The following is a 24,721-nucleotide window of genomic DNA, read 5'->3' as shown; positions in this document are numbered from 1 at the left end:
TATTATGACAGAACATTTTATAACACTGTCCACCACAGAGCCTAATAACAATGTCGGTATTGTTAAATTGAGACATGCGGACGTGAATAGTCAAGTGATTGTTGCTCAAATCGTAGAGAACGGTCAACCTAAGAACTTTGAAGGCTTACAGCCGTTCTTTTGTTTAATGGCGCAAGAAGTCACAGGGCAAGGTGTTTCAGAAGAAGCGGTGATTTCTTTCGATGCCAAAAATGGAACATTGAATTATATTGCCAGTGACAATGCGCTTCAAATGGTTGGACGAAATGAAGCTTATTTTAGCTTTAGAAAACAAGAAGGCGGGCGGTGGATTGAGCAATTCTCCACTCGGACTTTTCACTATATTGTTGAGAAATCCATTTATTCGCAACCTTTCAAAGACTCTAATTACTGGTGGACCTTTAAAGAACTTTACCGAATTTTTAGTCAAAATATCGAAGATGGGAAAAAGAGTTGGGAAGAATTTGTAGAATCGAACCGTGAAATCCTTGAATCCATTGATCCAGGAGGACGGTTACTTGCGGAAGTTTTAGACCTCAATAAAATTATTTATCGTAAAGTTCCAAGTGGATTTAATGTAGTAATTGAGCACGATTCAGAGTATCAACCGGATGTGAAAGTAACTTATTACAAAAATTCAATTGGAACCGAAGCCAATGGATTTGATACTGGTCCAGTATTTGGCGGAGAGCGAATTTATAACCTAGCTTCTTCATTAAGTTATATCAGAAATAAAGTCAATGTTGAGCTTCCGTCAGTTTATGCAATGGGCGGAGAAGTTGTAAATAATGGTAACGAACTGTTGTTAATCAACGGAACTGAGGTTATGCGTTTTGTTATTGAGGACGCAACAATCACCAAAGGCTATGTTGAAAAAGTGAAGCCACCAACTAATCTAATTGTTTATGATATCACTTCTTCAAGTGCAAAAATTTCGTGGGAAAACGGGGGATAATATGGCAGATAAAAATTATTTACATACCGCCTATGCCAACAGCGCAAACGGTACTGACGGTTTCACGACTGTTTATCCGAATTTGAATTTGTTGAAAAACACGAGAACTTTATCATCAACTTCAACTACAACAGTTTGGGATACTTTATTTAGTTCCAGCCAAATATATGATTCTGCAATTAAATCTAAATCTGGAGTTTCAGCAATGAACTTTAGTTTCGATATCCATGTGCCATTGAATGCTATAGTTGGAAGTGCAATTTCTATCCAGCTTAAAGGTCAAAGTTCTCAGGCTTATGGAAATATTGGAACTGATGATTACAACACAATTGTAGGTTCTTGCTGGTATCCTATTAAACAAAGCGATTTAGGTAAAATAATTCGTGTAAGTAGTCCAGTAGAATTAGGGGCTAAATATCAGTCTTTTGATAGTGCTTTAGCTGATACTGATAGCATTACCATTAGACAATCATCAAACATATCAGATTTTGTGTATTCTAGATTGAAACTTGAACCAGGTTCAACCGCTACTCCATACATGCCCTCATCTAGCGAAGTCACAACTGCTGACTGGCCAAAGTATGTAGGAACTTATGTTGATACGAATCCAACTTCTAGTACGGAACCCAGTAAGTATGATTGGGATGAAATGAAGTATCGGGTTTATTTAGATGGTACACCCGTAGGCGGAAGTAAACTTCTGTCATTTGATTTAGAAAATCTAAAGGCGGGCAAATCATACAACGTTCAGGTTAGTCAAATAAATGGCAATGTTGAAAGCGATAAGTCAGAAAGTGTTGCTTTTAAAACAACACTACCCAAATAATAGAAATAGGAGAAGAAAATGGCTGAATTAACTAAAATTTATCGTGGTATGCAAAATGGTGCTGAAACGATTAATGATAATTTTAATAAAGTAAATACTGAACTGGATAACGCAGTTCATAAAACAGGGGATGAGTCTATTTCTGGCAAAAAAACTTTTACGGATGATGCCAGTTTTAAAAACATTCAAGTTTCAGAAACAATAAAAATAAAAAACTTACAAGTAACAAGTTCTATTAACGCTTCATCAACAATTTATAAAGGGGATGGGCAGATTGTTTTTTATCGAGTTGGAAATATGGTGCAAGCAAATATCCGTTCTGTTCCAACTGTTCCATCCGCAACTAGCCTCCCTGGTGTTGTTCCTGCTGGTTATAGACCTCCGTATGATTTCAGTTCAGTAACCAAAGCAGGTAACCGACTTATTTTTTATGCAGATGGACATGCATTGCCAGACGGTAGCGGCCTAGCTTCTGCTGATGGCTATTACTCTTGTTCTTGGACCACAACATATGCAATGCCAACAACATAAACTAAACATAGAACCTAGCAACTTTTAGGTTCATTAACAACGTAAGGAAAAATAAAAATTGGAGTATCAATTATTAGAAAGTAGGGGTTATGGAATATCAATTATTAGGAGTTTCAGGCTTAATCTTAATCATCTTAGGATTGACATGGTTAAAGGATGGGGAGAAAATGGACCCACCTTTGAGAAAAAGAATCATTATTGATTTAACAACAATCGCTTTGTTTTGGATTGTCTTTGAGTTTTGGCATTTCTCAAGCTCAAGGGCTTATGAAAATGAAGTAAATTGGATTATTAATGGTTCACTTGCTTTCTTTGGGGCACGAATGATTCAATTGATTTGCCAAGTAAATCCAATGTTTCAAGAGTTGGTGAATTACTTGAAATCTAAGAATGGCAAAACAGATGTTATTGAAAATGAAAGTACAGAGGAAAATAAATGAAAAAGTTAATTAAAAAAGCTGCCATTGGAATGGTAGCTTTCTTTGTTGTTGCAGCAAGTGGACCAGTATTTGCGGCAGTTGGTGACCAAGGGGTAGACTGGTCAAAATATAACGGAACTTACGGTAATTTTGGCTATGCACATGATAAATTTGCTTTTAGCCAAATCGGAGGGACTTACGGTGGAACCTTTGTAGACCAAGCCACCTATGAAACGCAAGTAGCTTCAGCAATTGCTCAAGGTAAACGAGCGCACACTTATATTTGGTACCAAGTCGGAGGTTCGCAAGAAGTAGCAAAAGCAGCACTTGACCACTACTTGCCAAAAATTCAAATGCCAAAGAATTCTATTGTAGCTCTGGACTATGAAGGTGGAGCAAGTGGAAACAAACAGGCCAATACTGATGCGATTCTTTATGGAATGCGACGTGTAAAAGCTGCTGGATATACTCCAATGTATTATTCTTATAAGCCTTACACTTTGGCCAATGTTAATTATAAGCAAATCATCAAAGAATTCCCTAACTCACTATGGATTGCGGCATATCCAAATTATGAAGTGACACCAGTTCCAAACTATAGCTTCTTCCCAAGTATGGACGGAATTTCAGTATTCCAGTTCACATCAACTTATGTTGCTGGCGGACTTGATGGAAATGTTGATTTAACAGGAATCACAGATAATGGATACGGAAAACAGCAAGGCCAAGAAGTTAAACCCGATACTGCTACACCGGCCATTGAAAATGGTAAAGAAGCCAATGAAGTTAAAGGAAACGATGTAGAAGTTGGAATGACGGTTAAAGTAAACTTTGGCGCTAAGAATTATGCCACAGGAGAAACAATTCCTCAATGGGTAAAAGGTCAACCACATAAAATCATCCAGAAGAATGGAGATACTGTCTTGCTTGATGGTATTATGAGCTGGTTATCCGTTCATGATGTGGAAACTATTGATGCTTCTACAAGCCAGCCAACGACACCCGCAAAAAGTTATATTGTAAAACAAGGTGATACACTTAGTGGCATTGCTTCAAATTGGGGAACCAACTGGCAAGAATTAGCACGTCAGAACAGTTTATCTAATCCGAATATGATTTATTCTGGTCAGGTTATTCGCTTCACAGGCGGTCAATCTGGGGCTACATCACGATCTTACACTGTACGCTCTGGCGATAACCTTTCATCGATTGCCAGTCGTCTTGGAACGACAGTTCAAAGTCTGGTTTCAATGAATAGCATCTCAAACCCTAATTTGATTTATGCTGGTCAAACTTTAAATTATTAAAAAAAGCTCTGACATTTAGTCAGGGCTTTTTTTATTTACTATTAACACCTTTGATAGATGAGACTTTATAATACTTTGCCATCCACAAATTAAACCAAGATTTTGGATTATCGTCAAGATAAGCAGTTCCATTATAAGGATTGTACAATGAATGCGATGGGGTTAATAAGGGGACAATAATTTCTTTATTAGGATTTGATGTTTCTATTATTTTAATCTGATTGTCAACTTCTCGATAGTTTTTGTATATATCATTGAAAGCATAACAATATACTATAATACTTACAGTTATTAAAACAATCGAAAGATATTTTTTTAGTGAAATAAATCCAGATATGCAATTTAATAAATAGACAATAGCAATTATTAGTAAAATATTGGAACCAAAAAATGTACGAAGTGGTTGACCTGTCGAAAGTACAAGGCAATATATAGATGAAAAGTGTCCGATTAACATTATTGTAGTAAAAATAAAGTTAGATTTAGAGTATTTTTTTTGATATACCAATATAAAAATAAATAAAATCAGTATTAAATATTCGAAAAAGAAGTGACTAACACTTGCAGAATAGACATGAACAAGTCTATCTTTTAGAAGATCAAGACTAATTTGTTGTTGCCCTCTTTTTTGAGATCCGGGGGATGTAAACATAATAAGATATCCCACACAAGAACTTAATATCCCAAATATTCTCCATACGTCTAAAGTTTTAGAAGATAAGTACTTCCATAACACTAATAAAATAATAACAAGGATTATTGCGGGGCCAGAATTTTCATTTGTGGCACCCGATATAAATCCAAGAACTATAACTAATACATAAGTGAGTAAGTTTGATTTTTGAGTTTTTAAATTGAATAATAGAAATGAAGAATATATTATAGAGGTCCATAAGTAATTACCTGCTCCAGATAGCCAAAGGACACTTTTCCCAAACTCTGGTGTAAAAAGCCAAAGTAATGTGAAAATAAATATAAATGTTTCTATTTTGTTGTTTATGTTAGAAACTTTTTTTAGTATTGAGTATATAATGAAGCCCAATAATATAAATATTAAGGTATTAAAAACATCAAAAATAATCTTGTTATATTGCATAAAGAACTGGACGATAAAGTGAGCTACAAATCTTCCATTCCACAATTTATAATGAGATATTTGTGATTTAATGATGCTAAAAATACCATTAATTTTTTCTGGACTAGTACCTGGTAAATGAGATTTAAATACAAATCTATAAGCATAATCATCTGATGTATAGTGTGTCATATAATTTAAAATAAATATTAACACAAACATACTGATTATCATTAATATACCAAGTAAGTTATTTTTGTTTTTTCTTAACATTGTGATTCTTTCTACATTTTCTGTAAATATTATAACATAACTTAAGTTTAAAATTTTAAATGAATAAAAATATATGTTTAAATTTGCCATTTACATTAGAAATACTATATTAGTCTGTGCTATAATAAGTTTTGGAATTATAGTATTTTTATTTAAGATAATTGTATATAAAATTTTCGATTAACTTAGAACATACTTTATATAGAAGTTAATGGATGGAGAAATTGTGTTAAAGCTATCAATCGTAGTACCAGCATATAATGAAGAAGAAACTCTAGAATTATTTGTCAGTGAAGTCAACAAACAAACGGAAAAATTACCTTTAGAAAAAACTTTTTATTTTATTAATGATGGTTCAGTGGATAATACATTAGGTATTTTAAAAAAACTTTCTGTAAATAAAAATATTAAATATATTTCTTTTTCTAAGAATTTTGGTAAAGAAGCAGCATTATTAGCAGGATTAAGAGAAGCTGATGGTGATTATATAACAGTTATGGATGCAGACTTACAAGACCCACCAGTAATGTTGAATGAAATGTATACTAAGATACAAGAAGGTTTCGATATAGTGGGGACATGTAGGGTTTCACGAGACGGAGAACCACCAATTCGTTCTTTCTTTGCTAAAACCTTCTACAAGATTATCAATAAAATATCTGATACTGAAATGGTTGATGGAGTACGAGATTTTCGTTTAATGACTCGCCAAGTTGATAGCATTCTTAAGTTGAAAGAAAATAACCGTTTTTCTAAAGGCATTTTCAGCTGGGTGGGATTTAAAACGACTTATCTACCTTATGAAAACCGAGAACGAGTTGCTGGAACTACATCATGGAGCTTCTTCGGTTTGCTAAAATATTCTATTGATGGCATTGTAAATTTCTCAGAAGCACCTCTAAATATTGCAACGTTTGTTGGTTTTGTTAGCTTTTTAACCTCATGTTTACTTAGTCTTTTTTACCTTGTTAAAACCCTTATATTTGGTGATGCTGTACAAGGCTTTCCGACCCTAATTGTATTGATTTTATTATTGGGAGGATTGCAATTACTTTCAATCGGAATTATCGGAAAATATATCGCTAAGATATTCCTTGAAACAAAAAAAAGACCCAATTATATTATCAAAGAAAGCAATATAAAGTCAAATTGATTATTTGATAAATAAAATTTTCTTGAACATGGCTGCAGTAATTTGCTGCCATTTTTACTTGTGCCAAATTTTGTGCCAAAAGTTTTGATTACTTGCTTCAAAAGAGACAGTTTCGGTGTGATATCCAAGTAAGAAACGTTGATATTATCAGCTTATTTCAATAATGATAGGTGCGCCTTTCCCCCTCGGATCATGGTGCCAAACCTCGCCCCACCTTCGTAGTGGGGCATTTTTTTATACTTTTTTACGAAAAGCAATTTAAAAGAAACATATTAAAAAAGGATAAACCATTATAAAAAAAGAAAATAAAGTCCTAATAAAAATTGTGCTATAATAGAAAAATGACAAGATACAAAGCCACAATAGCCTATGATGGCACAGATTTTGCAGGTTTTCAAAGCCAAACAAATCAAAGAACAGTTCAAAAAGAAATTGAAAAAATACTGACGAAGTTAAATTCTTTTGAGCCAGTTATTTTACAAGGCTCAGGCCGAACAGATTCTGGAGTTCATGCTTTTGGTCAAGTCATTCATTTTGATTTAAAGGGCAAAGTTCGTGATTTGGAACGTCTGCGATTTGGTTTAGACACTCAAACCCCAGCAGATATTGCAGTAAAAAAAGTGGAACTTGTCCCAGATGATTGGCATGCAAGATATCAAAAGCATGAAAAAACCTATGAGTATTATCTAGAAAATTCAATTACACGAAGTCCATTTCAAAGACATTCTAAAGCCTATTTTCGCTATCCACTTAATTTTGAGCGGATGCAAGAAGCAATGTCAAAGTTGGTTGGAGAACATGATTTTACAGGTTTTACAGCATCGGGTTCATCAGTTGATGACAAAGTAAGAACGATTTATCAGGCAGAAATTATCCGTCTTGACGAAGAAAATTTCAAATTTATTTTTCGTGGCAATGGCTTTTTGTATAAACAAGTGCGAAACATGGTTGGAACAGTCATTAAAATTGGTAATGACCGAATGCCTGTCAGCCAAATAGATAAAATATTGACCTCTAAAAATAGAGATTTTGCAGGACCAACAGCGGCACCTGAAGGTTTATATTTGAAAGAAGTCAAATATGCGGAAAATACTGACATCTAAAAGCTACTGTCAGTAAAATTAATGGAGAGAAGATGCCAAAGAATTTAAATGAAAGCAAAAAAATTCTAACAATTGCAGGTTCAGATATCCTATCCGGAGGCGGGATGCAAGCTGATTTAGCGACTTTTGCAGCCAATGGGCTTTATGGCTTTTGCGCCTTAACAAGCATTGTAACTGTCAAAGAAGATAAATTTTTTGTTCATCCAGTAGAAAAAGAACTCTTTCAAGAAGAGTTGGAAAGTTTAAGCGATGTGGACTTTTCAGCCATAAAAATAGGACTATTACCCAATAAAGAAATACTTGAACTGACCAAAAACTGGCTGACAGCTCTGTCAGTGAAATCTGATACTCCAATTATATTAGACCCAGTCATTGTTTTTAAAGAAAATGCTGACTATTCGGTCAATGAAATGCGTGACCTTTTCATCAGCCAACTCTTTCCTTTGGCGACTGTAATTACCCCGAATCTCAAAGAAGCAGAAATACTGACAGGGCTGTCAGTAAAAAGTAAATCAGAGATGAAAGAAGCAGCCAAACTTTTGCATGATTTTGGAGCAAAAAATGTCGTCATCAAAGGAGGAAATCGATTTGACCAAAAACAAGCCATTGACCTTGCTTATGATGGAAAAGCTTTTTATGAATTATCAAGCCCGATTATAGAAAATAATAACAACGGAGCAGGTTGTACCTTTGCTTCATCGATTGCGGCTAATATGGCTTATAATCACCTCTTTAAAGATTCAGTCAAGAATGCAAAAGACTTCGTTTATCAAGCCATTCAAAATGCAAATGAATATGGTGTTTTTCAAAATAAAAAATAAATTTCCAAAAGTAAACCAAACTTCTAGGAAAAGTAGGAGATGAAACTCATGGACAACAGAAATATCAAAAAATTAACTTTACTTGCGATTTGGACAGCAGTCACTTTTGTTCTAGGTCGCCTATTTACCTTCCCTATTCCAGGTTCAGCCGGTAATATATTAACTCTTTTGGATGTCGGAATTTATACAGCAGTCTTTCTATTTGGTAAACGAGAGGCGGCAATAATTGGGGGCTTTGCAGCCTTTCTACTTGATTTGACTGCAGGCTACAGTAACTACATGTTTTTCAGCTTAATTATTCATGGCGGGCAAGGCTATCTCGCAGGATTGACAAGATACAAATGGCTTAACTTTTTGCTCAGTCTTGTCTTTATGGTTGGAGGATATTTTATTGTTGGTGGATTAATGTATGGCTGGGGTTCAGCCATTGCGGGACTTTGGGTAAATATTATTCAAGTTGTGGTTGGCTTTGCTTTAGCAAAAGTCTTGAGCCCGCTCATTGAAAGGACAGGTATTTTAAATGGATTTAGAAAAGCTTAAAAAAGACACACAAGTCATTATCGATGATGTCATAAAACAAACAGAAATTAAAGCTGGTCAAGTCTTTGTTCTTGGTTTATCTTCATCAGAAGTAAATGGTGGTTTAATTGGCCATGCCAGTTCTAGTGAAATCGGTCAGGTCATTGTTTCTGTCATACACAAGACCTTGTCAGACAAAGGAATTTATCTGGCGGTCCAAGCATGTGAACATCTTAATCGTGCCTTACTCATTGAAGAGGAATTAGCCGAAAAAAAAGACTGGGAAATCGTTTCTGTGATTCCGCAACTCCACGCTGGTGGAAGTGGTCAAGTTGCCGCCTACCAACTCTTTAAATCTCCAGTTGAGGTAGAACATATTGTTGCCAACGCCGGTTTAGATATTGGTGATACTAGTATTGGAATGCACGTAAAACACGTCCAAATTCCCGTTCGCCCAATTTTAAGAGAACTTGGTGGCGCTCATGTAACAGCTCTTAAATCACGTCCTAAACTCATTGGTGGAGAACGTGCGAGGTACAAATAAATGAAAGAGATGTTAATCATGACCCCAGGTCCAACTGAGGTGGCTGAAAATGTACGATTAGCAAGAGCAAAGGCAACAACGAATCCGGATATTGATTTAGCCTTTTATGACTTTTACAAAAAAACTTGTAGTAAACTTGCTCAATTTTTAAAAACCAAAAACGATGTCAGAGTTTTAGCTGGTGAAGGAATTTTAGGATTGGAAGCGGCTTGTGCTTCGTTAACCGAAAAAGGTGACCGCGTACTTGTGCTTGATAATGGTATTTTTGGTCATGGCTTTAGTGATTTCATTGAGCTTTACGGAGGTGAAGCAATTCTACTGGAGAGTTCAGGAAAAGAAGCATTTTCCTTAGAAATTCTAGAAAAATTTTTAGAAAAAGACCATGACTTTAAATATGCAACAGTCGTTCATTGTGATACACCCTCAGGCGTCTTAAATGACCTCTCAAGCATTTGTCCTCTCTTAAAAAAATATGGAATTCTAACCGTTGTTGATTCGGTTGCGGCAATGGGTGGTGAAGATTTACAAGTTGATAAGTGGCAAATTGACATCGCTCTTGGTGGCTCTCAAAAAGTGATTTCAGCTCCACCAGGCTTAACAATTGCATCTATTTCAACAGAGGCTTATCAAGTGATGACAGAGAGAAAAAGCTCCATCGCAAGTTTTTATTGTAATCTCCTTACTTTTAAAGATTATTATGAAAAAAAATGGTTTCCATATACCATGCCAATTTCTGATATCTATGGATTAGACCAAGCGATAGATAATCTTCTTGCCGACCAAGAAATTTTGAAACGTCATGCGATGATTGGTCATGCGACAAGACAAGCAATTGAAAATTCTCCTTTGGAACTTTATTTGCAGAATGGCTATTCAAACACCGTTTCTGTTATTAAAGTGCCAGAAGGTCTGAATGATCAAGAAATCTTAAGGAAAATGCGTGAGAACTATCGAGTGATGATCACAGGATCATTTGATCATTTAGCAGGTAAAGTTTTAAGAATTGGGCACATGGGAGAGAATGCGAGACCAAATAAAGTGGCTTACAGTCTATATGCGCTTCAAAAAGTATTAGAAGATTTTGGTATTGCATTTAAAAATAATTTACAAGAAGATTTTTTAGAAGCTCTGAATTGAAAAAGAAGTGAAGCTTATAGCTTCTAATACAAATAAAAAGAAAAAATCTGATATTACAATGGTTCATGAAAAATAAAAAAACAGACTTTTGACAAAAAAGGAAAAATCAGATATAATTATTTTCGGGCACTGGTTTTTTATTATAAAAAATCAGTAACGGTAGGCTCCCCTCTGGGGAGCTGTTTTTGTTTTTCCCAGTTATTTCTGTTTTGTAAAAAGATTAGAGGAGATTTAGATGTCAACTAAGTATATTTTCGTCACTGGTGGTGGTACTTCGTCAATGGGTAAAGGGATCGTAGCGGCATCGCTCGGTCGTTTGCTTAAAAATCGTGGGCTTAAAGTCACTGTCCAAAAATTTGACCCATACCTTAACATCGACCCAGGGACAATGAGCCCTTATCAACATGGTGAAGTCTTTGTTACTGATGATGGTGCTGAAACTGACCTTGACCTTGGTCACTATGAACGTTTCATTGACATCAATTTAAATAAATATTCAAATGTTACTTCCGGTAAAGTTTACAGTGAGATTCTTCGTAAAGAACGTAAGGGAGAATATCTCGGAGCAACTGTCCAAATGGTACCGCATGTGACTAACATGTTGAAAGAAAAAATTAAACGTGCAGCAACAACAACTGATGCAGATATCATTATCACAGAAGTTGGTGGAACGGTTGGCGATATGGAAAGCTTGCCATTTATTGAAGCTTTACGCCAAATGAAAGCCGAAGTTGGTGCGGACAACGTCATGTACATTCACACTGTTCCAATTCTTCACTTGCGTGCTGCTGGAGAATTGAAAACTAAAATCGCCCAAAATGCGACTAAGACACTTCGTGAATATGGTATCCAAGCTAACATGCTCGTATTACGTAGTGAAGTTCCAATCACGACAGAAATGCGTGATAAAATTGCGATGTTCTGTGACGTAGCACCAGAAGCAGTCATTCAATCGCTTGATGTTGAACACTTATACCAAATTCCATTGAACCTTCAAGCACAAAATATGGACCAAATCGTTTGTGACCATTTAAAACTTGATGCACCAAAAGCAGATATGACAGAATGGTCAGCAATGGTTGACCATGTCATGAACCTCAAGAAAAAAGTAAAAATTGCTTTGGTTGGTAAATACGTAGAATTACCAGATGCTTATATTTCAGTGACTGAAGCGCTTAAACATGCAGGTTATTCATCTGATGCCGAAGTTGATATTAACTGGGTTAATGCTAATGATGTAACTGATGAAAATGTTGCTGATCTTGTTGGTGATGCTGCAGGGATTATTGTTCCTGGAGGATTTGGTCATCGTGGCACAGAAGGTAAGATTGCAGCCATTAAATATGCGCGTGAAAATGACGTTCCAATGCTTGGAATCTGTCTTGGAATGCAATTGACAGCAGTTGAATTCGCTCGTAATGTTCTTGGACTTGAAGGAGCTCATTCATTTGAATTAGACCCTGAAACAAAATATCCAGTCATTGACATTATGCGTGACCAAGTTGATGTTGAAGACATGGGTGGAACACTACGTCTTGGACTTTACCCAGCTAAATTGAAAAATGGCTCACGCGCTAAAGCAGCCTACAATGACGCTGAAGTGGTTCAACGTCGCCACCGTCACCGTTATGAATTCAATAACAAATTCCGTGAAGACTTTGAAAAAGCTGGTTTCGTATTCTCAGGAGTTTCACCAGATAACCGTTTGGTTGAAATCGTTGAACTTTCTGATAAAAAATTCTTCGTGGCATGTCAATATCACCCAGAATTGCAATCACGTCCAAACCGTCCAGAAGAACTCTACACAGAATTCATTCGTGTAGCGGTTGAAAATAGTAAATAATATAGGCTAAAAAACCTCCGAGATTAGGAGGTTCTTTATTTGTTTTAAATAATCAGAATATTTAAAATATAGCTTGTTTTCCCATACTTTTTGTATTATAATAGATTCAATTTAAATCTGAAGAAAAAGGGGTGAAAAGATGCGTAAAGTAGGTCTAATTGGTTGTGGTCATGTTGGAGCAACGGTGGCTCTTGATATTGTTCAAGGAGGTCTTGTAGATGAGTTGGTCATTATTGATAAAAAAAGAGAAAAAGCTGAAGCAGAGGTTCTAGACCTGCTAGATGCCCTTTCTCTTTTGCCGTTCTATGTCAAAATTTATGTTGGAGAATATACTGATTTAGTAAATGCCGATATCATTTTATCGACCTTAGGCCATATTGAACTAATCAAACCTGGCGGAGACCGTTTTACAGAATTAAAAGCAAATATTCCAGAAATTAAAGAAGTTTCTGAGCAATTAAATAGAATTAATTTCAAAGGAATTCTGATTGCAACAACTAATCCAAATGATGTGATTGTCAATCTCTATTCTCAATTACTGAACCTCCCTCAAAGTCATATTATTGGAACGGGAACATATTTAGATACTGCAAGAATGAAAGCACAAGTAAGTAAAGCATTAAAGATTGATGGGCGGGCTATTGAAGGATATGTCCTTGGAGAACATGGAAACTCACAATTTACCGCTTGGTCAACGGTCAGAGTTGGGGGACAATCTTTTTTAGAGATTGCTAAAGAAAAAAATCTAGATTTAGAAGACCTAGAAGAAAAAGCGCGTCAAGGAGGCTTTGCTGTCTTTAATACGAAAGGTTATACTAATGTTGCCATAGCTGCAGCAACAGTATCTCTGATGAATCTGGTGCTTTCTGATGCTAAGAGTATTGCTATCTGTTCACATTATGATGAAAAGTTTAAATCCTATATCTCTACCCCTGCTTTGATTGGTAAAGAGGGAGTAGAGGCCCTTGTAAAATTTCCCTTAACTTTTGAAGAAGAAGTTAAGCTCAAACAATCAGTCTGTGAAATTCAGGAAAAAATAGATTATTTTAGTTAAAAAAAGAGCCTGTTCATTTGAACAGACTTTTTTAATCAGAATTAGCCATGCCTTCTTCTTCCTCATCGTCAGTATTTTCTTCAATACTGTCAAGAGTTTCTTCAAAACTATCAAAGGTTTCTTCAAAATCATCAAGTTGATCTTCGACATCATCCAAACGCTCACGAATATCTTGGTTTTGTTGATAAACTTCGTTAAGAAGAATTTGGATATCTCCAAGCATTTCGGTTTGAATTTTTTGAATTTGCATATTTGAAGCTTGATCATCCATCATCAAATGGTCAAGTTTTTCATGGAGGGCAGCTACCCCTTTTTCTGATTTAACATTGACTTGGAAGTCATTTTTAGCAGACAAGCGGTCATGGTGTGCAGCACGATTTTGACTCATCATAATCAAAGGGGCTTGCATTGCGGCCGTAATCGATAGAAAAAGGTTGAGGAGAATGAATGGATATTTATCCCACTCGACTCCGAAAATACCAGAAACATTAACAAACATCCAAACGACTAAAATTCCAAGATAAGTTAGAATGAAAGCCCACGAACCGACAAATTCAGTAACTTTATCAGCCACACGTTCACCGATAGTTTCTTGGGTTTGAAGTTGTTCTTCCACGTCATGAATCTCAAAATTTGCCTTAGTTAATTCTTCATTAAGTAAATCATTAACGGTAAAGTTTTTTTGCAGGTCAAGATGAAAAAGGGTATCTAAGACCTCCAAACGGAATTTAACCTGATGTTCATTACAGATGAAATCATGACTGGTTGCTTCTGGGTAATCGCGCATGATAACGGTTTGAAGGCTAGGGTCAAGATTCTCAAGGAAATCTCCTCCTGACCGGCGATGAACACGACCGTTAACAAGACAGACGACTTTATTTTTATTAATTGGAGTTGGAGCCATTTTATAGCATGGTTCAAGCTTGTAAAATCTAATTTCTTATTTTGTGAAATGGGTCAAGTTTTTTGAATTAAAATCAAAAAGTTGGCACAAGAAGAGCGCCAATCTACTCTTGGTCAATTTGACAGAATAAGTAATCATAATAATTGCGGGTTTGGGTCGACCTTTCAAAGCTTGAGCGCTCTCCTTTCATTTAGGTTTTTAAAGGACAGTTTAAATATGTCCATATTAAATTATAAGGTATTTTAAGAAATTTGCAAGCCTCAGGACTAAAATAAAAACTCCTGCAGAGCAAGAGTTTTTATTTTCAAACACTTTTTAGCGAAAGAACCTGATAAAATATCAGTAATTTAGTTTGCTTTAGCCTCTTTTTCCACAGCTACAGCTTGGAAAAGATATACAAAAAGACCAAAGATAAGCGAGATAATCGTTGTCCAAAGTTCAGGGTCTGGAACGCCAGCAAGAGCAGTTGCAACATAACCTACAACTTGTCCAAGAGCAAGCGACCAAAAAAGTGTGACAATAAGTTTCATATTTACGCTTCTTTCCATTATTTTCTATCCGCCTATAGTATAGTACAAATTATGACAAATTTCAAATTTTATATATAAAGGAGAAGATAAAAATAAGCAGGTACTTATCTCTTTACTATTGGTATTTTCCACTATATGGGATTAGTTTAGACTCTAAAAAATCATATTCTTCAACTTGTTCAATCTGGGTGAAGAAAGCTCTATTTCGCTCAGTGAGCATTATATTTGCTGGAATAGTATCTTCAAAACGAATAAGATAGGTTGGTTTTTCTAAAGCAATGGCGTAGCCAAGCTCCCAAGCTGTTCCAGAATCAGTATCTTGATGATCGAAATCAACAATTGCAACAATGATATCTGCTTTATTTACCTCATTTACATCATTTTCCATTGTCGCTTTGGCCCATTCAGGGGTAAAAGCTTCAACTTCTTGTGGTAAAGATTCAGGATGTTGACATCTCATTGGGCTAAAAAAGTTTGCTACTGTTTTATTTTTTGAAAGTGCATTTTCTAAAAGTTCAACTTTTTTTATTTGACTTTCACTAAAAAATGGTGCGGCAAGGTAAACGTTAACTGCTTGATTAAACAACTTGTTCAAGTTTCAAATCTCCTAATAATTCTATGGTTTCTTCGGCGGTATCAACAAGAGAAATGGCATCTATGACTTCTTTAGAAATCATTCCTTCCTTAAGTTGCAAGCGCAGTAGGTCAAAAAGAGGTTGATAAAATTTTCGACCAACAAAAATGACTGGGCGGACAGCGGTTTGGTTGATAGACATCTCAGTTAAAAGTTGAAAACTTTCTTCCATTGTCCCAAATCCACCAGCTAAAATGACAAAAGCTTCTCCTAAATCAATGAGTTTACGTTTGCGCTCATCCATTCCACTTGTTAAATAAAGTTGACTGGCATTTTGACGAGGTGGTTCTAAAGGGAGAATTCCATCAGGATAAACGGCAATAACTTTACCTTGATGACGAATGACTGCATCTGAGACCATTCCCATACATCCTTCTTCGGAACCACCATAGACGAGGGTATGGCCTGATTTAGCAAGTAATATTCCTAATTTTTCGCTTGTATCTTTATAGATTGGATTTTTTCCATCTCTTGAAGAAAGAAAGACGGTGACATTCATTAATTATTTTCTCCTTCAATTTCTTTTAATTTTTCTTTGATTTGTTGCAAAACATGAATTTTTGATTGTTCGTCCTCCACAAAATCATATTTATCGCCATCAATTTGGATTTTGGGACAAATATCAAAGTCTTCAAACCAAGTATCATATCTGCTATTTAATTCTTTATAGTAGTCATATAAACTTGGATCGTATTCCAATTGTTCAAATTGACGTCTTCTTTTTTTGATTCTTTCTAGCATTTTATCAAAAGAAACTTTGACATGAATGAGTAAATCAGGCCTTTTTTTGAAAGATAAACTATCAATTTCTTCCAACATATTGTTAAGTAAGTCATCATAAACCTCGACTTCCGTTTCATCTGCTCGTCCTAAATCGGCGTTCAAATGAAAAAGCAGACTATCTTCATAAATCGAGCGGTCTAATACATTATTATTATCAGACAAGGCTCTTTTGATTGAATCAAATCGCTTATTTAAAAAGTATATTTGTAATAAGAAGGCATATTTTTGAGGGTTCTCATAGAATAATGGCAAAACTTTATTATCGTCAACACTCTCATAAAAAGCTTGTGTTTTCAATTCCTCCGCCAACATCTCAGTTAAAGAGCTTTTTCCTGCTCCGATTGTTCCAGCTAATACTAGCACTGTCATTACACCTTTCCCATTCTATTTTTAGTTTTAGTGATTGTTTAATTAAAAATTAGTAATAAATAAACATGGCTTGCTCATTATAGTGCAAAAAAAAGTTCTCGTCAAATTGCTAAGTTATAACCTATAAATGCTGTTGTTAAAGGATTCTTTTAGTTTTTATAATTTTTTTATTACGATTAATAAAAAGGTGAAACATCTTAGTTTTTTGTAATAAAAACGAATTAAAAATAAGAATGAAAGCAGTTTTAAAATCAAAAAATGTCAAAAATGTTGGACGTTTTCAGCCGTTAAGTTGTTTTTTGATATCAATTTAGTTAAATTTAATTACTTTTGTTTGCGTTTAATAACTAAAATTTGATGCTTTTTTTGTTCTTAGTTTGTCTAAACTTATCCCAAGTTCAAGCTAAAATATAGTATAATAAAATTAATATCTTTTAATTAAGAAATACCAGTCGTTTTAGCAAGAAAGGAGGAAAATATGTTTGCACCCTTGAATACAAAAACTGAATATAGTTTTTTAGATAGTGTCGTTAAAGTTGATGACTATTTGGAAACGGCGCACCGTTTAGGTTATCAAACGGTTGGAATTTGCGATGTTGGGAATCTTCATGCTGCTTTTCGTTTTGTCAGAAAAGCTCAAAAATTTAATTTGCAACCCATTATTAGTATTGAGCTAAATTTTGAATGGCGGGGTTTACCAATTGCTTTTTCTTTTATTGCTAAAGATACTGAAGGTTATAAAAACTTACTTCGGATTTCGACGCTTCATAACTATGGACGCCGTCAATTTTCTGATATTCAAAATCATTTATCAGGAATCGCCTTGATTATTCCTGAAACTTACGGAAGTTTGAGCGAGCTGACAGAACTTTCGTCAGTAGCTGATGAAGCTTTTATTGGGATTGATCAACTGACAGATAAAGGGGCTAAATTTAATTTACCAACACTTCCTTTTCCTGCTATTCGCTATTTGAATTTTGCTGATAATGAAATTTTAGCAATTTTGCATGCAGTGCGTGATGGAGTTTCTTTCGATGAAAGTTTAACAATCAGTTCTAATGAACTTCTTCAAAGACCAGAAGCTTATGAGACTTACTTCCAGAAATATTTTCCACAGGCTTTGAAAAATCTGTCAGCATTAACAGCAAAGATTGCTTATCAGTTCGATGAAAAATTGGAGCTTCCTAGATTCGATAAGAAGAGACAGGCAGTTGAACATTTACGAGAAGAAGCGACTTTAGGTTTGTCAGCTCGACTTGAAGAAAAAAATTTACTGACAGAAGTCTCGTCAGTAAATTTGCAAGATTTGTCAGTTTATCAAGAACGTTTAGAAAAAGAGTTGTCAGTCATTCATCAAATGGGATTTGATGACTATTTCTTGATTGTCGCGGATTTGTTGCGTTATGCCCGTGAACAAGAAATTTATTGTGGAATGGGGCGTGGTTCAGCGGCCGGTTCTTTAGTTGCCTATGTTTTAGGAATTACACAAGTTGACCCTGTTCAACATAATCTTTTCTTCGAACGTTTTTTGAATCCAGAACGTGTTGCCATGCCCGATATTGATATTGACATGCCAGATGACCGTCGTGCTGAATTATTGGCCTATATGAAAAACAGATATGGTTCAGACCATGTCGCACAAATTGTTACTTTTTCAACCTTGGGTAAAAGACAGGCGCTTAGAGATGTTGGTAAAGCTTTTGGAATGACTGAAGCTGAATTATCCAATTTGACTCGGATGCTTGTGCGTCGTTTTGGAACTTTGGCTGATGAGTATGAAAATAATCAACGTTTTAAAGCTGAAGTGTTAAAAAATGGAAAATTGAAAAGAATTTATGAAGTCGCAAGACGAATTGAGGGAATGCCCCGTCAGACTTCAACACACGCTTCAGGTGTCGTTCTTTCTGAAGAATCTTTGGTGAATTATGTATCATTAAAACCGTCAGAAGATTTGGCTTTGACGCAATATGAGGCGCCAGATGTTGAAGCAATTGGACTTTTGAAAATTGACTTTTTGGGATTACGTAATTTAACAATAATTTCTAGATTACGTGATTTGGTGAAAAGACGTCAAAAAATTGATATTGATCCACTAAAAATAAATTTGGAAGATGAAGACACATTGGCCCTTTTTCGGGCTGGAAATACCATGGGAATTTTTCAGTTTGAAAATCCACAAATGCGACGTTTTTTAAGAAATCTTGCCCCAAGTAAATTTGATGATATTGTTGATGCAACTTCAATTTTCCGTCCTGGTCCATCACAGTTTATTCCACAATTTGTTGCTCGACGACATGGGAAAGAAATTGTGCCTACTGTGGATGATTCTATTAGTGAAATCTTAAAGCCAACATACGGAATTATGATTTATCAGGAGCAAATTATGCAGGTGGCTCAAGCTTTTGCTGGCTTTTCTCTTGGGAAAGCTGACCTTCTTAGACGAGCAATTTCTAAGAAAAAAGGGTCTGAGTTAGAAAAGTTGCGTGAAGATTTCTTAGATTCAGCAAGCCATAATGGCCATTCTAAAGAAAAAGCAGAAGAAATCTATGACTTAATTGAACGTTTTGCTAATTATGGTTTTAACCGTTCACACGGTTTTGCTTATGGGGCACTTGCTTTTCAAATTGCTTATTTTAAGGCACATTTTCCTGATGAATTTTATGAAATTCAATTACGTGATCGCAAACGTGAAGTAATGATTTTAGATGCGTTAGAAAATGGGTTTGAAATAGAAAAACCAAGCATCAATCTGATGAAAATTGGCGATTTTGTAAAAAATAAAAAGATTCGTTTAGGATTGGCTCACGTTCAAGGAATTTCTCGTGATTTAGCAAAATGGATTGTTGAAAATCAACCCTACAAAGATTTAGCAGACTTTGTCGAAAAATTACCTAATAATTTTCATAAAAAAGAAAACATTCTCCCTTTGATTCAGATTGGAGCCTTTGATTATGCAGATTCAAATCGAGGGAAATTAGCTTATAATTTGGCTGACCATGCTAATTTATTAAATTATTATAGTGATGATATTTTTATGGCAAGTTCTGGTGGGGGCTTTGCCTATCATGAGGCAGAAGATTATTCAGAAACTGAAAAATACGATTTTGAAAAAAATTTATTAGGAATTGGGGTAACACCACATCCTTTGCAAAATCTAGCTCGCAGATTTGAAGGTAATTTTACACCTCTTGCTCAACTTGTGAAAAATAGGCGAATGACTATCTTGGTTGAAATCAATTACATTAGAACGCATCGGGCTAAGACAGGGCAAACAATGGCCTTCTTAACAGTATCTGATAGTCGTGAAAATTTTGATGTGACACTTTTTCCAGAGATTTATCGTCAATTTTCAAGTGAACTTGAACAAGGAAAATTTTATCTCATCAGTGGAAAAGTAACAGAACGTAATGATGAATTACAGCTGGTTGCTGACCGAATAAGTCCAGCTTTAGAAACGGATAGAAAACTTTGGCTAAATTTAAAAGATGAGAAGTATAATCAAAAAATTTCACAAATTTTGCGTGAATTTCCGGGCTCTCATCAAGTGATTCTTCACTATTCAAATTTGAAAAAAACAATCCAAACAAAAATTTATGTGGAAGAATCGGAGATTTTACAAAAAAGGCTGGAAGGGTATGTTATTGGTATAGTATATAAATAAAATGGTTCTATCAAGGGCCTTTTTATTTATAGTTGTTTAGAAATAGGAAAAGTGGTAATATTAAAAAAAATGAGCAAGAGGGATGTGATGAGAAAAGTAACAATTAAGGATGTTGCGTTACAAACAGGTTTATCCGTGAGTACAATTTCTAGAGTATTTAATAATTATGGCGATATCAGTGATAAAACAATCAAAAAAGTTAATCTTGCAGCTAAGGAATTGGGCTATACTCCAAATAGTGCAGCAAAACAACTCTCGAGTAAGAAGAAAAAAATTATTGCTTTAATTTTAAATGAAATAAATGTTACACCTGGAGTAGCAATGCCTTTAGAGGTCTTAGGTGGAGTGGTTGATAATTTGGATAAGACGGATTATGAATTTGTTTTTTATGCCACAAATTCAACCAAACAAAAGCAAAAAAGTTTGAAGCAATTCTGCAATGAGCGTGATATTACGGGATTGATTATTCAGGGATTACGTATTTCTGACCCTTACTATCAGGAACTGGCAACTTTTGATTTGCCTACTGTTGCGATTGATCTGGATATAGAAAATGATAAAGTTGGAACAGTTTCAACTGATAATGTTAAGGCCGCCTTTGAAATGACTCGTTTATTGATAGATTCAGGTCATAAAAATATTATTTTTATTAATGGAACTAAAGTGGCAACCGTTGCCCAAGAACGTGAGACCGGATATCTTGCAGCAACTGATAATTCACAAATTTTTTATGCAAATTTTTCCGAAACTGAAGCGTATCAATGGGCAATTGATTATGCTAAAAACAAAGGATTTAAAAAGGAAGATGCAGTTTTTGCAGCTTCTGATATTATGGCAATTGGAATTATAAAGGCATTTAGAAAGTTGAATTTAGTCAATCAAGTCGCAGTCGCTGGTTTTGATGATATTACACTTGCGAGTTATATTACCCCTTCTTTAACGACAGTTCGGCAAGATGTTAGTAAAATCACGGAGTATGCAGTGAAGGATTTAATCTGTCAAATCGAGAGTGGAGAGGTTAAACATCGGTTTGTTCCTTTTCAAATCATTGAGCGCGAAAGTACGAATATGAATATGAGTTAATTTAGTAAAAAACTCATATTTTTTTATTGACAAATGAAAGCGATTACTATATAATATTTTTGTGAAACTAAAACGTTTTAGTTGGAGGCGGAAATGAGAATATTATTTTTTGTACAACGTTTCTTAGCAACCTTGATTGATTTAATCATTGTTTATTTGCCAGTTTTACTTCTTGTTCAGCTTATTTTTACCTATAAAGAAGTGGGTGGCATTGGGAATTTTTTGGCAGCTATTCTCTTTGTTTTGTACAATTTAATTTCAGAAAGTAGCTTTCAGGGAAAAACAATTAGAAAATTTTTTGCTAAATTAAAAGTGAAAACAATATCAACAGATTTATTGGAAGTGTGTCAGCGTGAGATGGCTAAGTTACTCTATTTTTTACCAATGGTTGGTTGGATTTTTGTCCTTTTTAGTGTGGTTATGTATTTCGTAAATGGTCAGTTTTTACATGATAAAATTGGAAGAAGTGAGGTGACAGTTAGTGATTAATCAGAACAATCTACCGGATTTTTTTAAAAGTCCAATTTTACCATTAGCTTCAGTTTTTATTTTGACAATCTTAGTTGCTTATTTACTTGCTTGGTTTTATCGAAATGATTATGACCCGATGAAAATGATCAGAGCCTATTTAATTTATGGTTTACCATTTTTCTTACTCGGATTTTTATTGCAGGTAAGATTAATATTAATATTTGGAACTTACATTTTTGGAGTAATCATTTTGATTTTTCGAAATCAACATTATTTTGATCAGTAAAGTTATTAAAAAATTTTAAGAATTCACTAAAACGTTTTAGTTAAGACATCAATAATTTAAGAAGGAGAATAAATTTGAGTTTTATGTATTACAACGAAAAAAATCTTTGGCAGGTTGAGCAAAAAGGATTTGATGAGCGTTATTTGGGAAAATCAGAAGCTACAATGGCTTTGGGGAATGGTTATTTTGGGAGTCGCTCTAGCGAAGAAGAAGCATACATTGGTGAGAAACGAGATACTTTTGTAGCAGGAACTTTTAATTCATTCGATGAAAATGAAGTCACTGAATTACCTAATGTTCCTGATATGTGGGGAATGGAATTTGTTATTAATGACCAACGATTTTCGCTGACACAAGGCCTTGTCAGAAATTATTCTAAACGTCTGAATCTTAAAAATGGCGAACTAAGTCGAGAATTTATTTGGGAATTAAACGATATAAAGTTAAAATTCATATTTCAAAGATTTATATCAAAAAAACGTCAGCACTTGCAGGTCAGTCATTTAGAACTTTCTAATCTTACTGACAGAGCCGTCAGTATAAAAATACACTCAGGAATTAACGGACAAGTTTCCAACGAGGGCAGTCAGCATTTTACTGACGGTGAAAAAGGGCTGATGAATGGCAAATTTATCCAAATGATGTCAATGACAACTCATTCCAAAATTCAATTTGTACAAACGGTCGAGCATAAATTTGACATAAGAGTATCAGAGAGACCAGAAACTGGACGGCGTGCTTTCTTTATGAATTATAATTTTGAACTTGCCGCAGATAGTTCATTCACTGTTGAAAAACGAGGGTCTGTTTATACTTCACTTGACAATGACCTTGAAAGTCAGGATTTGAATGTAATACGTAAACAAGCGGTTCATGAATTAGAGAATATAGAGAAGTTGACTTATCAGGAACTTCTAACAGAATCGCAACTTGCTTGGCAAAAAATTTGGGAAAAACATCCGATAAAAATTGAATCTGAAAATTTCCGTGACCAATTGGCTATTAGATTTGCCAAATATCATTTGCACGTCATGGCACCCGCACATAATGAGCATATGAATATTGGTGCAAAAGGACTTTCTGGGGAGGGTTACAAGGGACATACATTTTGGGATACTGAAGTTTTCATGTTGCCTTATTTTAATTTTACACACCCAGAAATTGCTAAAAATCTTGTCACTTATCGTTATTTGGGACTTGACGGTGCGCATAAAAAAGCAAAAGTCAATGGATATGAAGGTGCCCAATATCCCTGGGAAGCAGCTAATCCTGATGATGGGGAAGTCACTCCTGTTTGGGGAGCAGCCGATATTGTGAGTGGGCAGTCGATAAAAATTTGGTCAGGATTTATTGAGCAGCATATCACATCGGATGTAGCTTTTGGAATCAAGCAATACATTGATGTCACAGGGGATAAAGTTTTTGAAGTGGAAAAAGCTTACGAAATTTTAATTGATACTGCAAAATTTTGGGCCAGTAGACTGGAGTATATTCAGGAAGATGACTCTTATGAAATTCGGAATGTAATTGGACCTGACGAATATAAAGAACATGTCAACAACAACGCTTATACCAATTATACTGCCCATTGGAATGTTAATTTTGCCATAGATTTAATTCAGAAATTAAAAAGTCAAAAACCCGATATTTATGACAAATTAGACCAAAAATTTAATTTGAATTTACTGACAGAAAATCTGTCAGAAAAAGTTGATAAAATTTTTCTACCAAAAGCGACAGCTGATGGAATTATTCCACAAGATGATACTTATCTTAGTAAAAAAATATTAGATTTGCAGAAATATCGAGACTCTGATGGAGTTGATAGTCTTTTTCACGATTATAATTTGGAGCAAGTCAACCAAATGCAAATTACAAAACAAGCTGATGTCTTACTTTTGATGTTACTTTTTGAAGGATTATTTGATAAAGAACAAAAATTGAAAAATTTTGATTATTATGAGCCTAAAACTACTCATGATAGTAGTTTAAGCCTTTCTACACATGCTATTCTTTCGGCGGATTTGGGAAAATTAGAGCAATCTTATGATTTCTTTAACAAAGCCATAAATATTGACATGGGCGAATACATGAAGTCGTCAGACGCAGGCATTCACGCGGCAAGTCTTGGAGGAATTTGGCAAATGATAGTATTTGGATATGGTGGAGTGAGGATGATAGAAAGTCAATTACGCATTGAGCCTCATTTACCAAAGAAATGGAAAGTTCTGGAATATGGGTTTGACTATCATGGAGAGGCTATTCATGTAGAATTAACTAAAGATAAAATGAATTTGTCAAAAGAAAATAATGACCATGTTATTAGTTTTATGAATAAAGGTCAAAAGTATCTTCTAAAAAATCAGTTAACAATCAAAATGTGAGATAAAAATATAAATAATTTCACATCATAAAATTTCCA

24 protein-coding genes are annotated in these 24,721 nt (G+C 34.8%); 18 read left to right on the top strand and 6 right to left on the bottom strand.

The features are described 5' to 3' along the window. Window positions 1-4: 4 nt before the first annotated feature. The 5 genes from PYW37_RS10395 (at window position 5) to PYW37_RS10375 (ending at window position 4,056) form a co-directional block, all read left to right on the top strand. Window positions 5-973 carry a BppU family phage baseplate upper protein gene (locus PYW37_RS10395; protein WP_025016886.1) on the top strand — a complete coding sequence of 323 codons (969 nt, stop codon included), beginning with the start codon at window positions 5-7 and terminating at the stop codon, window positions 971-973. Window position 974: 1 nt separating this feature from the next. Then, complete coding sequence (locus tag PYW37_RS10390) at window positions 975-1,799, top strand: fibronectin type III domain-containing protein (protein ID WP_025016887.1); 825 nt, start codon at window positions 975-977, stop codon at window positions 1,797-1,799. An 18-nt stretch (window positions 1,800-1,817) separates the two neighbouring features. After that, window positions 1,818-2,330 carry a hypothetical protein gene (locus PYW37_RS10385; protein WP_025016888.1) on the top strand — a complete coding sequence of 171 codons (513 nt, stop codon included), beginning with the start codon at window positions 1,818-1,820 and terminating at the stop codon, window positions 2,328-2,330. 89 nt (window positions 2,331-2,419) lie between these two features. Beyond that, window positions 2,420-2,770 (top strand): hypothetical protein, encoded by a 351-nt coding sequence (locus tag PYW37_RS10380; RefSeq protein WP_025016889.1) that lies wholly within the window; start codon window positions 2,420-2,422, stop codon window positions 2,768-2,770. Next, window positions 2,767-4,056, top strand: coding sequence for a LysM peptidoglycan-binding domain-containing protein (locus PYW37_RS10375; protein ID WP_025016890.1), 1,290 nt, complete (start codon window positions 2,767-2,769; stop codon window positions 4,054-4,056). The genes PYW37_RS10380 and PYW37_RS10375 overlap by 4 nt, the downstream gene beginning before the upstream one ends. Window positions 4,057-4,087: 31 nt before the next feature. On the opposite strand, the gene PYW37_RS10370 is transcribed toward PYW37_RS10375, so the two are convergent. After that, window positions 4,088-5,404, bottom strand: coding sequence for a DUF3329 domain-containing protein (locus PYW37_RS10370; RefSeq protein WP_025016891.1), 1,317 nt, complete (start codon window positions 5,402-5,404; stop codon window positions 4,088-4,090). A gap of 211 nt (window positions 5,405-5,615) precedes the next feature. On the opposite strand from PYW37_RS10370, the gene PYW37_RS10365 reads away from it, so the two are divergent. From PYW37_RS10365 to PYW37_RS10330, 8 genes are all read left to right on the top strand, one after another. Next, entirely contained in the window at window positions 5,616-6,557 is a 942-nt protein-coding gene (locus tag PYW37_RS10365; RefSeq protein WP_044009619.1) for a glycosyltransferase family 2 protein, read from the top strand. Between the two features lie 341 nt (window positions 6,558-6,898). Further along, the gene (gene truA / locus PYW37_RS10360; protein ID WP_003131523.1) at window positions 6,899-7,660 is read left to right on the top strand and encodes a tRNA pseudouridine(38-40) synthase TruA; all 762 of its coding nucleotides are present in this window, start codon (window positions 6,899-6,901) and stop codon (window positions 7,658-7,660) included. 32 nt (window positions 7,661-7,692) lie between these two features. After that, window positions 7,693-8,481, top strand: coding sequence for a bifunctional hydroxymethylpyrimidine kinase/phosphomethylpyrimidine kinase (locus PYW37_RS10355; protein ID WP_023188975.1), 789 nt, complete (start codon window positions 7,693-7,695; stop codon window positions 8,479-8,481). A gap of 39 nt (window positions 8,482-8,520) precedes the next feature. After that, entirely contained in the window at window positions 8,521-9,021 is a 501-nt protein-coding gene (locus PYW37_RS10350; protein WP_003131521.1) for an ECF transporter S component, read from the top strand. Then, window positions 9,002-9,544, top strand: a complete 543-nt coding sequence (locus PYW37_RS10345; protein ID WP_010905395.1) for a TIGR01440 family protein — start codon at window positions 9,002-9,004, stop codon at window positions 9,542-9,544. The genes PYW37_RS10350 and PYW37_RS10345 overlap by 20 nt, the downstream gene beginning before the upstream one ends. Next, complete coding sequence (locus PYW37_RS10340; RefSeq protein ID WP_025016892.1) at window positions 9,545-10,681, top strand: pyridoxal-phosphate-dependent aminotransferase family protein; 1,137 nt, start codon at window positions 9,545-9,547, stop codon at window positions 10,679-10,681. A gap of 235 nt (window positions 10,682-10,916) precedes the next feature. Next, a complete protein-coding gene (gene pyrG / locus PYW37_RS10335; protein ID WP_015425877.1) occupies window positions 10,917-12,524 on the top strand; it encodes a CTP synthase in 1,608 nt (535 codons plus the stop codon). 139 nt (window positions 12,525-12,663) lie between these two features. Continuing rightward, window positions 12,664-13,578: a lactate/malate family dehydrogenase gene (locus PYW37_RS10330; RefSeq protein ID WP_023188973.1), complete on the top strand. Its 915-nt coding sequence runs from the start codon at window positions 12,664-12,666 to the stop codon at window positions 13,576-13,578. Between the two features lie 31 nt (window positions 13,579-13,609). Here the strand turns inward: PYW37_RS10330 and PYW37_RS10325 are convergent, their stop codons facing one another. The 5 genes from PYW37_RS10325 to PYW37_RS10305 all read right to left on the bottom strand — a co-directional run bounded on the left by PYW37_RS10325 (window position 13,610) and on the right by PYW37_RS10305 (window position 16,798). Beyond that, entirely contained in the window at window positions 13,610-14,482 is an 873-nt protein-coding gene (locus PYW37_RS10325) for a DUF1003 domain-containing protein (protein WP_012897260.1), read from the bottom strand. A 347-nt stretch (window positions 14,483-14,829) separates the two neighbouring features. Continuing rightward, a complete protein-coding gene (locus PYW37_RS10320) occupies window positions 14,830-15,030 on the bottom strand; it encodes a YjzD family protein (RefSeq protein WP_012897261.1) in 201 nt (66 codons plus the stop codon). 97 nt (window positions 15,031-15,127) lie between these two features. Further along, window positions 15,128-15,607: a nucleoside 2-deoxyribosyltransferase gene (locus PYW37_RS10315; RefSeq protein WP_010905396.1), complete on the bottom strand. Its 480-nt coding sequence runs from the start codon at window positions 15,605-15,607 to the stop codon at window positions 15,128-15,130. After that, entirely contained in the window at window positions 15,591-16,145 is a 555-nt protein-coding gene (locus PYW37_RS10310) for an LOG family protein (RefSeq protein ID WP_003131507.1), read from the bottom strand. The genes PYW37_RS10315 and PYW37_RS10310 overlap by 17 nt, the downstream gene beginning before the upstream one ends. Further along, entirely contained in the window at window positions 16,145-16,798 is a 654-nt protein-coding gene (locus PYW37_RS10305) for a deoxynucleoside kinase (RefSeq protein ID WP_044009620.1), read from the bottom strand. Before PYW37_RS10305 ends, PYW37_RS10310 begins: the two co-directional genes overlap by 1 nt. Before the next feature lie 478 nt (window positions 16,799-17,276). Between PYW37_RS10305 and PYW37_RS10300 the strand changes: the two genes are divergently transcribed. The 5 genes from PYW37_RS10300 (at window position 17,277) to PYW37_RS10280 (ending at window position 24,683) form a co-directional block, all read left to right on the top strand. Beyond that, the gene (locus tag PYW37_RS10300) at window positions 17,277-20,459 is read left to right on the top strand and encodes a DNA polymerase III subunit alpha (protein WP_023188971.1); all 3,183 of its coding nucleotides are present in this window, start codon (window positions 17,277-17,279) and stop codon (window positions 20,457-20,459) included. Window positions 20,460-20,546: 87 nt separating this feature from the next. Next, window positions 20,547-21,542 carry a LacI family DNA-binding transcriptional regulator gene (locus PYW37_RS10295; protein WP_025016893.1) on the top strand — a complete coding sequence of 332 codons (996 nt, stop codon included), beginning with the start codon at window positions 20,547-20,549 and terminating at the stop codon, window positions 21,540-21,542. A 93-nt stretch (window positions 21,543-21,635) separates the two neighbouring features. Further along, entirely contained in the window at window positions 21,636-22,031 is a 396-nt protein-coding gene (locus tag PYW37_RS10290; protein ID WP_025016894.1) for an RDD family protein, read from the top strand. Further along, window positions 22,024-22,299, top strand: coding sequence for a hypothetical protein (locus PYW37_RS10285; RefSeq protein ID WP_021721877.1), 276 nt, complete (start codon window positions 22,024-22,026; stop codon window positions 22,297-22,299). The genes PYW37_RS10290 and PYW37_RS10285 overlap by 8 nt, the downstream gene beginning before the upstream one ends. An 83-nt stretch (window positions 22,300-22,382) precedes the next feature. Beyond that, window positions 22,383-24,683, top strand: coding sequence for a glycoside hydrolase family 65 protein (locus PYW37_RS10280; RefSeq protein ID WP_032944365.1), 2,301 nt, complete (start codon window positions 22,383-22,385; stop codon window positions 24,681-24,683). The last annotated feature ends 38 nt before the right edge of the window (window positions 24,684-24,721 follow it).

The sequence above is a fragment of the Lactococcus lactis genome, from assembly GCF_029023865.1.
Taxonomy (GTDB): domain Bacteria; phylum Bacillota; class Bacilli; order Lactobacillales; family Streptococcaceae; genus Lactococcus; species Lactococcus lactis.
The sequence above is the reverse complement of the archived record's forward strand: the minus strand, read 5'-3'. Positions and strand labels throughout refer to the sequence as shown.